At 73.2% G+C, this 12,156-nt stretch carries 11 protein-coding genes; 8 read left to right on the top strand and 3 right to left on the bottom strand.

The window, feature by feature from the left end; genetic code table 11:
• Positions 1-35: 35 nt before the first annotated feature.
• Positions 36-362 (top strand): chorismate mutase, encoded by a 327-nt coding sequence (locus KOV94_RS09590; protein WP_124341607.1) that lies wholly within the window; start codon positions 36-38, stop codon positions 360-362.
• 138 nt (positions 363-500) lie between these two features.
• Complete coding sequence (locus KOV94_RS09585; RefSeq protein WP_124341606.1) at positions 501-1,700, top strand: baeRF2 domain-containing protein; 1,200 nt, start codon at positions 501-503, stop codon at positions 1,698-1,700.
• A 66-nt stretch (positions 1,701-1,766) separates the two neighbouring features.
• On the opposite strand, the gene KOV94_RS09580 is transcribed toward KOV94_RS09585, so the two are convergent.
• Both KOV94_RS09580 and valS read right to left on the bottom strand, forming a co-directional pair.
• Positions 1,767-3,584, bottom strand: coding sequence for an AMP-dependent synthetase/ligase (locus tag KOV94_RS09580; RefSeq protein WP_218051908.1), 1,818 nt, complete (start codon positions 3,582-3,584; stop codon positions 1,767-1,769).
• A 55-nt stretch (positions 3,585-3,639) separates the two neighbouring features.
• Positions 3,640-6,309, bottom strand: coding sequence for a valine--tRNA ligase (gene valS / locus KOV94_RS09575; protein ID WP_218051907.1), 2,670 nt, complete (start codon positions 6,307-6,309; stop codon positions 3,640-3,642).
• Positions 6,310-6,518: 209 nt separating this feature from the next.
• On the opposite strand from valS, the gene KOV94_RS09570 reads away from it, so the two are divergent.
• The 6 genes from KOV94_RS09570 to KOV94_RS09545 all read left to right on the top strand — a co-directional run bounded on the left by KOV94_RS09570 (position 6,519) and on the right by KOV94_RS09545 (position 11,443).
• Positions 6,519-7,490 (top strand): TIGR03557 family F420-dependent LLM class oxidoreductase, encoded by a 972-nt coding sequence (locus KOV94_RS09570; protein WP_124341618.1) that lies wholly within the window; start codon positions 6,519-6,521, stop codon positions 7,488-7,490.
• Positions 7,487-8,284: a coenzyme F420-0:L-glutamate ligase gene (locus KOV94_RS09565; RefSeq protein WP_124341603.1), complete on the top strand. Its 798-nt coding sequence runs from the start codon at positions 7,487-7,489 to the stop codon at positions 8,282-8,284. The genes KOV94_RS09570 and KOV94_RS09565 overlap by 4 nt, the downstream gene beginning before the upstream one ends.
• 134 nt (positions 8,285-8,418) lie before the next feature.
• Complete coding sequence (locus tag KOV94_RS09560) at positions 8,419-8,916, top strand: type II toxin-antitoxin system HicB family antitoxin (RefSeq protein WP_218051906.1); 498 nt, start codon at positions 8,419-8,421, stop codon at positions 8,914-8,916.
• A gap of 100 nt (positions 8,917-9,016) precedes the next feature.
• Positions 9,017-9,862, top strand: coding sequence for a DUF4097 family beta strand repeat-containing protein (locus KOV94_RS09555; RefSeq protein WP_218051905.1), 846 nt, complete (start codon positions 9,017-9,019; stop codon positions 9,860-9,862).
• A gap of 34 nt (positions 9,863-9,896) precedes the next feature.
• Positions 9,897-10,685 (top strand): ABC transporter ATP-binding protein, encoded by a 789-nt coding sequence (locus KOV94_RS09550; protein ID WP_218051904.1) that lies wholly within the window; start codon positions 9,897-9,899, stop codon positions 10,683-10,685.
• Positions 10,682-11,443, top strand: coding sequence for an ABC transporter permease (locus KOV94_RS09545; RefSeq protein WP_124341599.1), 762 nt, complete (start codon positions 10,682-10,684; stop codon positions 11,441-11,443). Before KOV94_RS09550 ends, KOV94_RS09545 begins: the two co-directional genes overlap by 4 nt.
• 104 nt (positions 11,444-11,547) lie before the next feature.
• On the opposite strand, the gene KOV94_RS09540 is transcribed toward KOV94_RS09545, so the two are convergent.
• Positions 11,548-11,934: a YbjQ family protein gene (locus tag KOV94_RS09540; RefSeq protein ID WP_124341598.1), complete on the bottom strand. Its 387-nt coding sequence runs from the start codon at positions 11,932-11,934 to the stop codon at positions 11,548-11,550.
• Positions 11,935-12,156 lie beyond the last annotated feature (222 nt).

Raw genomic sequence — 12,156 nt, 5'->3', positions numbered from 1 at the left:
GCCGATGCCGAGGGGGTGCGCCTAGGATCGCGGGCGTGAGCGACCTGCCGGCACCGATCCCCACTGAGCTGGCGCGGCTGCGCCACAGCATCGACAACATCGACGCGGCGCTCGTGTACCTGCTCGCCGAGCGGTTCAAGGCGACCCAGCAGGTCGGCGTCCTCAAGGCCGAGCGCGGGCTCCCGCCGTCGGACCCGGGCCGTGAGGAGCAGCAGGTCGCGCGCCTGCGCGAGCTCGCGCACCAGGCGGACCTCGACCCGGTGTTCGCGGAGAAGTTCCTCGCGTTCATCGTCGAGGAGGTCATCCGCCACCACGAGGCCATCGCGCAGGACCACGCCGCGGAGCGCGCGCAGCAGCCGTGACGCCGGCGCGGTCGCGACCCGTCAGGGGTGGCGCGCCGCGCGCATCCGGACGAGGGTAGGTACGTCAGCCCCGGCAGGACGCGCGGGTCCGCTGCGCCCGCGGTCGCCGAGGACCGTCGACCACTCACGAGGTGCTGCATGGACCTGCACTGGCTGAAGCCCCTCCTCGGGCGCCCGGCTCCGTTCACGACCGTCTACCTGGACGTGACGCGTGCCGACGTCGCGGGGGAGGCCGAGGCGGCCGACCGTTGGCGGGCCGTCCGCCGGACGCTCGAGCGCGATGGCGCACCCGCGGCCGTGCTGGACGAGATCGGCGAGCGGTTCGCCGTGCCGACCGGCGTCAAGGGCCCGCACGGTCGCGTCATCGTCGCCGACGCCGAGGGCGTGCGCGTCGACCGCGTGCTGTCGGAGCCCCCCGCGCAGTCGAGCGCGGTGTTCGGACCGGCGCCCGCGCTGCTGCCGGCCGTGCGCGCGGCCGAGGAGGGCGTGCACCACGTGCTCGTCGAGGTGGACCGCAACGGCGCGGACCTCACGTGGCACACCGGCGACGGCGCACGGACCGGCGACGCGTCCGAGGTCGAGCACGTCGACGGTGGCCACGACGACGTGCACAAGGTCAAGGACGGCGCGCTGTCGCGGCGGAACCAGACCCGCGCCGAGGACTCGTGGGAGCGCAACGCGGAGGCGGTCGCGGCGGTCCTGGGCAAGCGGGTGGCCGAACGGTCGCCCGACCTCGTCGTGCTCACGGGCGACGTGCGCGCCGTCGCGCTCGTGCGCGACGAGGTCGACCAGCACGTGCGCGCCGTCCTCGTCGAGGTGCCGGGTGGCGCGCGGGGCGAGGGCGTCAAGCGGGACGCGTTCGCCGCCAAGGTCGCCGACGCGCTCGACTCGTTCCGCAACCGGCGGCGCGAGGCCGTGCTCGCGCGGTTCCGGGAGGGGCAGGGCCGGGGCGACGGCGCGGTCACCGCGCTCGACGACGTGATCGAGGTGCTGCGTCGGGGGCAGGTCGACGAGCTCGTGCTGCACGAGTCGACGCTCACGGGCGCCCTCGCGGACAAGGAGCTGTGGGTCGGACCCGAGCCGCTCCAGCTCGGCACGAGCATCGCCGACCTCGACGCGCTCGGCGTGTCCGGCGACGCGCGCCGCAAGCTGCCCGCCGGCGTCGCGCTGGTGCGGGCCGCGCTGGGTCAGGATGCCGGGGTCACATTCGCTGAGGACGGCAGCGTCGAGCTCGTCGGCGGGGTCGGCGCCGTCCTGCGCTGGTCGGACGGGTCGACGCCCAGCGAGTCGGTGCCGACGCAGTCGGCCGACCAGCGGCGGCTGCGCAACGTCGTCTGACGCCGTCTCCGGACAGGTCGACGCGGTGGTCGGCGCGGAGAGGGCGGGGTTGCTCCTCCGCGCCGGTCAGCCGTGGTGCTCTCGCGTGTCGACGTAGAGCGCGTCGATGTCCGCCGCGAAGTCCTTGAGCACGAGCGCGCGCTTCACCTTGAGCGACGGCGTGAGGTAGCCGTTCGCCTCGGTGAGGTCGGTCGGCAGGACACGGATCTTGCGGATCGACTCGGCGCGCGACACGGCCTCGTTCGCGCGGTCGACGGCGCGGTCGAGGGCCTCGAGCACGCGCGGGTCGGACCCGGCCGTGACGACGTCCATGGGCGGCATGCCGTGGTTGGACAACCACCCGGGCAGCATCTCGGCGTCGAGCGTGACGAGCGCGCCGATGAACGGACGCTGGTCGCCGACGACGACGACCTGGCTGACGATGGGGTGGCCGCGCAGCCGGTCCTCGAGGACGGCGGGGGCGACGTTCTTGCCGCCCGCGGTCACGATGATCTCCTTGGTGCGGCCCGTGATGCGCAGGTAGCCGTCGTCGTCGAGCGTGCCGAGGTCGCCCGTGCGGAACCAGCCGTCGACCAGCGCCTCGGCGGTCGCCTCCGTGTTGTGCCGGTAGCCGCGGAAGACGTGCGGGCCGGAGATCCAGATGCCGCCGTCGTCGTCGACCCGCACGGACGTGCCGGGGAACGCGGGACCGACGGAGCCGACCTTGGTGAGGCCCGGACGGTTGACCGTCGTCGGTGCGGTGGTCTCGGTCAGGCCGTAGCCCTCGAGCACGCGGACGCCGATCCCGCGGTAGAAGTGCCCGAGCCGCTCGCCGAGCGGGGCGCCGCCGGAGATGGCCCACTCGGCCCTGCCGCCCAGCGCGGCGCGCAGCTTCGTGTGCACCAGCGCGCCCGCGAGACGGTGCTGGGCCTTCAGCGCGGCGGACGGCCCGGCGGGGGTGTCGTGCGCACGCGAGAAGGCGATCGCGACCTTCGCCGCCCAGCGGAACAGCCGCAGCTTCGTGCCGCCGCCCGCCTTCTGCTCGGCCGAGTTGTAGACCTTCTCGAACACGCGCGGTACGGCGAGGACGAACGTCGGCTGGAACGCCGCGAGGTCCGGCAGCAGGTTGCGCGTGTCGGGCGTGTGGCCGAGGACGGCGCCGGACGGGATGCACAGGACCTCGATGTACCGCGCGAACACGTGCGCGAGCGGCATGAACAGCAACGTCCGCGAGTGCGGCTGCGCGCACACCTCGCCCAGCCCGTCGACGCCGTTGAGCGTGTGGAACACGAAGTTGCCGTGCGTGAGCTCGACGCCCTTCGGGCGGCCCGTCGTGCCGGACGTGTAGATGACGGTGGCGAGGTCGTCCGCGCCGGCCAGCGCCGAACGTCGCTCGATCTCGGCGTCCGGCACCCTGGCGCCCTCGGCGACCAGCCCGTCGACCGCGCCCTCGTCGATCACGAGCACGTGCGCGAGGCCCGGCAGGTCGTCGCGGACCTGTGCGACCACGCTCGCGTGCGCCGCGGTCTCGACGAGCGCGATCCGTGCGCCCGTGTCGGCGGCGATCCACCGCACCTGCTCGGGCGACGACGTCTCGTACACCGGCACGCCGACGCCGCCCGCCGCCCAGATCGCGAAGTCGAGCAGCGTCCACTCGTACCGGGTGCGCGACATGAGCGCGACGCGGTCGCCGGGCTCGAGCCCGCGCGCGACGAGGCCCTTGGCGACGGCGCGCACCTCGGCGGCGAAGGCCGTCACCGTCACGGGCGCCCACGTCCCGCCGAGTCCGGTGGACCGTTCGATCAGCACGCCGTCCGGGTCACGCGCGAGCCGCTGCGCGAGCAGCCCCGGGATGTTGGCGCGCGGGTCGAGGCCGACCGGGCTGGGGGAGGAGAACTCGCGCACTGCCGCGCTCCTGTCGCTGGTCGCTGGGATGTCTGCTCGGCTGCGCCGCGGTGCGTCAGGCCTGCGCGGCCTTCGGCTGCGGCTCGGCGAGCACCGCGTCGCGCGCGACGACCTGCTCGCCGTCCTGCTCGACGAGGTCGAGCGAGCCGACCGCGCGCCCCGCGGCCCGCACGTCGTCCAGCGCCACGTCGACGCCGGCGCGCAGCGCTGCGGGCACCGCGAGCGTCACCGCGGTGATCTCGGTGCGCATCGACACCTTGGCCTCCGACTTCACCTTGCGCAGCGCGGCGAGCGCGGCACCGGCGGCTGCGACCACGCCCGGGTCGGCGTCACCCGCGGCGGCCCGCAGCGGCGCGGCGTCGGGCCACGGCGCACGGTGCACCGAGCCCTCGCGCCACCACGACCAGACCTCCTCGGTCGCGAACGGCAGCACGGGCGCGAACAGGCGCAGCATCGTGTCGAGCGCGACGCCGAGCGCGGCGCGCGCCGACGCGGTCTCGGCCGACACCTCCTGCGCGCCCGCGCCGTACGCGCGGTCCTTGACGAGCTCGAGGTAGTCGTCGCAGAACGTCCAGAAGAAGGTCTCCGACAGCTCGAGCGCGCGCGTGTGGTCGTAGGACTCGAGCGCCTCGGTCGCCTTCGCGACGACGTCGGCGAGCCCGGCGAGCATCGCGCGGTCGAGCGTCACGGTCACGAGCGCCGGGTCGAGCTCCGCCGTGCCGAACGACAGCGCGAACTTCGACGCGTTGAGGATCTTGATCGCGAGGCGGCGGCCGATCTTCATCTGGCCGACCTCGAACGCCGCGTCCGTGCCGAGGCGGGCGGACGCCGCCCAGTACCGGACCGCGTCGGATCCGTGCTCCTCCAGCAGGCCCATGGGCGTCACGACGTTGCCCTTGGACTTCGACATCTTCTTGCGGTCGGGGTCGAGGATCCAGCCGCTGATCGCCGCATCGGTCCACGGCAGGGTGCCGTGCTCGAGGTGCGAGCGGACCACGGTCGAGAACAGCCAGGTCCGGATGATGTCCTGGCCCTGCGGGCGCAGGTCCATCGGGAAGACGCGCGCGAACAGGTCGGGGTCGGTGCGCCAGCCGCCGACGATCTGCGGGGTCAGCGAGCTGGTCGCCCAGGTGTCCATGACGTCCGGGTCGCCGACGAAGCCGCCGGGGACGCCGCGCTGGTCGGCCGTGTAGCCCGCGGGCACGTCGGACGACGGGTCGATCGGCAGCTGGTCCTCGGTCGGCAGCAGCGGCGCGTCGTGGTCGGGGTCGCCGTTCTCGTCGAGCCGGTACCAGACCGGGAACGGCACGCCGAAGAACCGCTGCCGCGAGATGAGCCAGTCGCCGTTGAGGCCGCCGACCCAGTTCTCGTAGCGGACGCGCATGAAGTCGGGGTGGAAGTCGAGCTCCGCGCCACGCGCGAGCAGGCCCTCGCGCAGGTCGGCGTCGCGGCCGCCGTTGCGGATGTACCACTGGCGGCTCGTGACGATCTCGAGGGGCTTGTCGCCCTTCTCGTAGAAGTTCGCCTTGCGCTGGGTGGCCTGCGGCTCGCCGTCCAGGTCGCCCGACGCGCGCAGCCCGTTCACGACGGCCTCGCGTGCCGAGAACGTCGTCTTGCCCGCGAGCTCCTCGAACGCGGCACGACCGGCGTCCGTCGTGAGCCACTCGGGCGTCTCGCGGACGATGCGACCGTCGCGACCGACCACCGAGCGGGTGGGGAGCTGCAGCTCGCGCCACCACTGCACGTCGGTGAGGTCGCCGAAGGTGCAGCACATCGCGATGCCGGCGCCCTTGTCGGGCTCGGCGGCCGGGTGCGCGAGGACGGGCAGCTCGACGCCGAACAGGGGCGACGTCACCGTCGTGCCGAACAGGTGCTGGTAGCGCTCGTCGTCGGGGTGCGCGATGAGCGCGACGCACGCGGGCAGCAGCTCGGGTCGCGTCGTCTCGATGTAGACGGGCTCAGCGGCGTCAGCCGCACCAGCACGGTGGAAGGCCACGCGGTGGAACGCGCCCGGGTAGTCGCGAGCCTCGAGCTCGGCCTGCGCGACCGCCGTCTGGAACGTCACGTCCCACAGGCCCGGCGCCTCGGCCTGGTACGCCTCGCCGCGCGCGAGGTTGCGCAGGAACGCCTGCTGGGCGACCGCGCGGGCCTCGGCGGACACCGTCTGGTAGGTCATCGACCAGTCGACGGACAGGCCCAGGTGGCGCCACAGCGCCTCGAACTGGCGCTCGTCGTCGGCGGTCAGGCGCTCGCAGAGCTCGACGAAGTTGCGGCGGCTCACCGGCACCTGGTCGGCGGGCTTCACGGGCTTGCCGTCGGTTCCCTCGTGCGGCGGCACGAAGCCCTCGACGTAGGGGAGCGACGGGTCGCAGCGCACGCCGTAGTAGTTCTGCACGCGCCGCTCGGTCGGCAGGCCGTTGTCGTCCCAGCCCATCGGGTAGAACACCTCGCTGCCGCGCATGCGGCGGAAGCGGGCGACGACGTCGGTGTGCGTGTACGAGAACACGTGCCCCACGTGCAGCGAGCCCGAGACCGTCGGGGGCGGGGTGTCGATCGAGTAGATCTCCTCGCGCGTGCGCGAGCGGTCGAACGCGTAGAGGCCCTGGGCCGTCCACGCGGAGTCCCAGCGGTCCTCCAGGCCGTCGAGCGAGACCTTGTCCGGTACCGCCCGCGTGCCCGTGGTGCCAGGGGTCGTCGTGGGGGCGGTCGGGTTCAGGTCGCTCATGGGCACACATCCTCCCAGATCCGCGACCAGGACCCGCGCGGGTTTCCCCGGGCGGACCGGCCCTGTGCGCGAGGGAACACGCGCGACACACGGCGGGGTTAGTGTCGCGGGAGGGCCACCCGCACGAGGCGGGCCGCCCGGCACGACGAGGGAGAGCGACGCGGGTGAGCGGTGTGACGGCGAACGGTCTGACGGTCGGGTACGCGGCGATGCTGGAGCAGTTCCACCCCACCGAGGCGGTGGACCTGTCGGCGCACGCCGAGGAGCACGGCTTCTCGGGCGTGATGGCGGCCGACCACTTCCAGCCGTGGGTGCCCGCGCAGGGGCAGTCCTCGTTCGTGTGGAACGTGCTGACGGCCGTCGGTGAGCGGACCCGCGGCGACTTCGGGCCCGGCGTGACCGCGCCGACGTTCCGCTGGCACCCCGCGATGGTCGCGCAGGCATCGGCGACGCTCGCGGCGATGTACCCGGGCCGGCACTGGCTGGGGCTCGGCTCGGGCGAGGCGCTGAACGAGCACATCATCGCCGAGTACTGGCCCGAGGCTCCCGAGCGGATCAACCGCATGTTCGAGGCCATCGACATCATCAAGAAGCTCTTCACCGCGTCGCTCGCGGGCCGCGACGTCAAGCACGCCGGGCAGTTCTACAAGCTCGAGTCGACGCGGCTGTGGACCATGCCGGAGGAGGCGCCCGAGATCCTCGTCGCGACCGCCGGTCCCGTCACCGCCAAGCGCGCGGGCAAGCACGCCGACGGGCTCATCACGGTCGGCGCCCCGCTCGAGAAGATCAGCGGCCTGTTCGGCAAGTTCCACGAGGGTGCGCGGGAGGCCGGGCGGGACGCGGACGCGATGCCCAAGGTCCTGCAGCTGCACATGTCGTGGGCGCCCACGGACGAGGAGGCGCTCGCCAACGCGATGCGCGAGTGGCCCAACGGCGGCATGAAGTTCCCCAAGGCCGACATCCGCTCGCCGTTCGACTTCGAGCAGATGGCCCGGCTCGTGCGCCCCGAGGACTTCGAGGGCCGCATGGTCATCTCGTCCGACCCCGACGTGCACCGCGCCGAGATCCAGAAGTACGTCGACCTCGGGTTCGACCGGATCTACCTGCACAACGTCGGCCGCAACCAGCGCGAGTGGATCGAGGTCTTCGGCGCCGACGTGCTGCCGAAGCTGTCGCGATGACCAGCGGCCCGACGGACGAGCTGCGGGTCTGGGCGCCCGCCGGGCTCGGCGAGGTGCGGCCGGGCGACGACCTGCCGACGCTGCTCGTCGACCTGCTGCGCGCCGACGCGACGGCCCGGCCGGACCGTGCGCTCGCGGACGGGGACGTGCTGGTGCTCACCAGCAAGGTCGTGTCGAAGGCCGAGGGGCGCGTCGTCGCCGCGGCCGACCGCGAGCAGGCGATCACCGACGAGACCGTGCGCGTCGTCGCGACGCGCGAGCACGCCGCCGGGGTCACGCGGATCGTCGAGAACCGGCTCGGCCTCGTCATGGCGGCCGCGGGCGTCGACGCGAGCAACACGCCCGACGGCACGGTCCTGCTGCTGCCGGTCGACCCCGACACGTCCGCACGCGCGGTGCGCGTCGCCGTCGCCGCGGCGTTCGGCGTGCGCGTCGGCGTCGTCGTGTCCGACACCGCAGGGCGACCGTGGCGTCAGGGTGTCGCCGACCTGGCGATCGGCGCGGCGGGTGTCGCGGTGCTCGACGACCTGCGCGGGCAGGTCGACTCGTTCGGGCGACCGCTGACGATGACCGTGACCGCCGTGGCGGACGAGATCGCCGCGGCGGCCGAGCTGGTCAAGGGGAAGGCGGCCGGGCGGCCGCTCGCGGTGGTCCGCGGCTTGGGGCACGTCGTCACCGTGGACGACGGGCCGGGCGCGCGCGTGCTGGTGCGGACCGGCGACGACGACATGTTCCGGCAGGGGAGCGCCGAGGCGTACGCGCAGGGCTGGAAAGACGCGGTCGAGCGAGGCTGAGGGCGCCGCGGAGCGCACATGACGCGGTGTCTCACTGTCGCGACACCACCGCGCGTCACTGGTGACACCATCTGACGAAAATTTGACACCACAAACGCTTGTGGTGACACCACTGTGGTGTCATGCTAGGTGTCATGGAACTCGGGCAGTACGTCAGCGACCTCCAGCGCCAGCTCATGGACGCCGCCGAGCACGGCGGGGACGACACCCGCGCCGTCGCCGAGCGGCTCGCCGCGGGCCTCGACGCGGCCACCCGTCTCGTCCTGCTCGACGCCCTGTCGGCGGCCGCCGGCGAGATCACGCGTGACCTCGCACCCGGCTCGGTCGACGTGCGGCTGCGCGGCCGCGAGGTCGAGTTCGTCGTCACGCAGCCCGCGTCCGACGGGGACGCCGAGGAGGCGAGCACGGTGACCGCCGCGCCCGTCGACCTCGACGACGTCAGCACCTCACGCACGACGCTCCGCCTGCCCGACGCGCTCAAGGCGCGCGTCGACGAGGCGGCCACCGCCGACGGCCTGTCCGTCAACGCCTGGCTCGTCCGGGCGATCGCGGCAGCCCTGCAGCCCAAGCAGCGACGATCCGCGCAGCGCACGCTGCGCACCGGCGACAGCTTCGCCGGCTGGGCCCGCTAGCCGGGCACCGCACGCCCGGGACGACCAGCTCCTCGAGCACCACCAGCCCCGCGGACCCGCGGGGCGGGACAAGCACACCCTGACCACGGGAGGCGTCAGCATGCCCACGTACAGCACCCCCCAGCCCATCGACCTCGCGGTCCACGTCCCCGTCGGGGACCTGCGCGTCGTCGCGAGCGACCGCACGGACACCGTCGTGACGGTCACACCCTCGAACCCCACGAAGCAGGCCGACCACCGTGCGGTCGAGGAGACCAAGGTCGAGCTCGACGGGCGGCGGCTCACGGTCCTCGGGCCGCGGCCGCGGCTCAGCTGGATCGGCCCCGGGCCGTCCGACTCGGTCGACGTCGTCGTCGAGCTGCCCGCCGGCTCGCGTCTGACGGCCGAGCTGTCGGTCGGCAACGTCCAGACGGTCGGTCGGCTCGGCGCCACCCGGGTCAAGAGCTCCTCGGTGCGGATCGACACCACCGGCGACCTGTGGGTGCGCGCCATGCACGGCACCGTCGAGGTGGACCGCGTCGAGGGTGCCGCCGAGATCACGGCCGACCACGGGCGCGTCCTGGTCGGCACCGTGCACGGCGACGCCGTGCTCAAGGCCTCGCACGGGTCCGTGCGCGTCGAGGAGTCCGGGGGCGACCTCGACGCGAAGCTCTCGTACGGCGACCTCGACATCGACCGGGCGCTCGGCTCCGTCACCGCGAAGACGGCCTACGGCAGCGTCCGCGTCGCCGAGGTCTCGAGCGGGTCGATCCAGGTCGAGAGCGGCTACGGCCAGGTGGCCGTCGGTGTGCGCCCCGGCGTGGCCGCGTGGCTCGACCTGTCGTCGAAGGACGGACGCGTCCGCAACCAGCTCGACGGCGAGCGTGCGCCCGACGAGGGCGAGCGCACCGTCGCGGTCCGGGCGCGCACGCGCTCGGGCGACATCACCGTCCAGCACGCCCGCTGAGCGGCCACCACCACCAGAAGGGACGCGACACCTCATGAACGTCACCTCACCCGCCATCCGCGTGCGCGGCGTCGAGAAGTCCTTCCAGGACCTCCAGGTCCTGCGCGGCGTCGACCTCGAGGTCGCGCCGGGCAGCATCTTCGCCCTGCTCGGCTCGAACGGCGCCGGCAAGACGACGATGGTGCGGATCCTGTCGACGCTGCTGAAGCCCGACGCGGGCACGGCCGTCGTCAACGGCTTCGACGTGACCGTCGCAGCGCGCGACGTCCGCGAGTCGATCAGCCTGACCGGGCAGTTCGCCGCGGTCGACGAGATCCTCTCCGGACGCGAGAACCTCGTGCTCGTCGCGCGGCTGCGGCACCTGGACGACCCCGGCCGCATCGCGGACGACCTGCTCGCGCAGTTCAGCCTCACCGAGGCCGGCTCCCGGCGCGTGTCGACCTACTCGGGCGGCATGCGGCGGCGCCTGGACATCGCGATGAGCCTCGTCGGGCACCCGACCGTGCTGTTCCTCGACGAGCCGACGACGGGCCTGGACCCCGAGGCGCGCCAGGAGGTCTGGCAGGTCATCCAGGGGCTCGCCCGGCAGGGGACGACGGTCCTGCTCACCACGCAGTACCTGGAGGAGGCCGAGCAGCTCGCCGACCGCATCGCGATCCTCCACCAGGGCCGCATCATCGCGAACGGCACGCTCGCCGAGCTCAAGGCGCTGCTGCCGCCCGCGACCGTCGAGTACGTCGAGAAGCAGCCGACGCTCGAGGAGATCTTCCTCGCGCTCGTCGGGACCCACGCCACCACCGAGTCCGGGAAGGACCAGTCATGAGCACCCACGTCTACGCCGACACCGTCGCCCTCACCGGGCGCTCGCTGCGGCACATCAGCCGCAGCGTCGACACGATCATCACGACCGCGCTCACGCCCATCGCCCTGCTGCTGCTGTTCGTCTACGTGTTCGGCGGGGCGATCGAGGCCGGTGGCGAGAGCTACGTCAGCTACCTGCTGCCGGGCATCCTGCTCATCGCGATCGCGTCGGGCATCGCGTACACCGCCGTCCGGCTGTTCACGGACCTGCAGAGCGGCATCTTCGAGCGGTTCCACTCGATGCCGATCGCGCGCTCGTCGGTGCTGTGGGCGCACGTGCTGACGTCGCTCGTCGCCAACGGGATCACGGTCGTGATCATCGTCGGCGTCGGGCTGCTCATGGGCTTCCGGACGTCGGCCGGGGTCGGGGCGTGGCTCGGTGTGGCGGGTATCCTCGCGCTGTTCACGCTCGCGCTCACGTGGCTCGCCGTCATCGCCGGTCTCACCGCGAAGTCCGTCGACGGAGCCGCGGGGTTCTCCTACCCGCTGATCTTCCTGCCCTTCATCAGCTCCGCGTTCGTCCCGACGGAGACCATGCCCGGGCCCGTGCGGTGGTTCGCCGAGAACCAGCCGGTGACGTCGATCGTCGACAGCATCCAGCACCTGTTCGCGGGCGAGCCCGTCGGCAGCGACCTCTGGGTCGCGCTGGGCTGGTGCGTCGGCATCCTCGTCGTCGCCTACCTCGCGGCGATGTCCGCGTACCGGCGGCGGGTCGGCTGATGCCGCACCGCTCGTCCCTCGTCCGGAACCCGGGCTGAGGCGCCAGGATCCTCGACCGCACGCCGGTCGGGGATCGTGGCGTGTCAGCCCTCCCCGCGCCTGCGTCAGCCGCCCGGCGGCGGCGTGCTCGCGGCGACGTGCGCGGACTGACCGGTCGCACCGGCATCGCCCGCCGGGATCGGCTCCGCGACGACCGCCGTCCCGTAGACGCACACCTCGCTGAACTGCCCGACGGCCCCGGTGTCGAACCGCATCGCGACGATCGCGTTCGCGCCGCGCTGCCGGGCCTCGTCGACCATGCGGCGCATCACCTCGTGCCGGCTCTCGTACATGATCTTCGTGTACTCGGGGATCTCCCCGCCGCCGATCGAGCGCAGGCTCGCGGTGAGGCTGCCGCCGATGTTCGTCGAGCGGACCGTCAGGCCCATGACCTCGCCGAGCACGGCCTGCACGCGGTAGCCGGGGATCTCGTTCGTCGTCACCACGATCACGCGCGCATCGTGTCACGCGCGCCCGACGGCAGGGCAGGACCGCGGCCCGGATTCATCCCCTGTCCGCGGCGTCGCCCCGGTGGTACGTTCGCCCGCAACGCGGTGCTGCAAGTTGCAGCAAGAAGTTGCTGCCGTTCCGAGACCCGGAACCGGTCCGACGCCACGCCCACCCGGCGAGCAGCGCAGCTCGACGTCCGGACCGCCCGCCCACGCCCAGCCGCG

Origin of the sequence: Cellulomonas algicola (assembly GCF_019024305.1) — a bacterium.
GTDB classification, from domain to species: Bacteria; Actinomycetota; Actinomycetes; order Actinomycetales; family Cellulomonadaceae; genus Cellulomonas; species Cellulomonas algicola.
This window is presented reverse-complemented; position numbering and strand designations above follow the sequence as displayed.

Coding starts and splice junctions, on each gene's coding strand:
- KOV94_RS09585 (WP_124341606.1), top strand. CDS start 501: ATGGACCTGCACTGGCTGAAGCCCCTCCTCGGGCGCCCGGCTCCGTTC.
- valS (WP_218051907.1), bottom strand. CDS start 6,309: ATGAGCGACCTGAACCCGACCGCCCCCACGACGACCCCTGGCACCACG.
- KOV94_RS09570 (WP_124341618.1), top strand. CDS start 6,519: ATGCTGGAGCAGTTCCACCCCACCGAGGCGGTGGACCTGTCGGCGCAC.
- KOV94_RS09565 (WP_124341603.1), top strand. CDS start 7,487: ATGACCAGCGGCCCGACGGACGAGCTGCGGGTCTGGGCGCCCGCCGGG.
- KOV94_RS09560 (WP_218051906.1), top strand. CDS start 8,419: ATGGAACTCGGGCAGTACGTCAGCGACCTCCAGCGCCAGCTCATGGAC.
- KOV94_RS09555 (WP_218051905.1), top strand. CDS start 9,017: ATGCCCACGTACAGCACCCCCCAGCCCATCGACCTCGCGGTCCACGTC.
- KOV94_RS09550 (WP_218051904.1), top strand. CDS start 9,897: ATGAACGTCACCTCACCCGCCATCCGCGTGCGCGGCGTCGAGAAGTCC.
- KOV94_RS09545 (WP_124341599.1), top strand. CDS start 10,682: ATGAGCACCCACGTCTACGCCGACACCGTCGCCCTCACCGGGCGCTCG.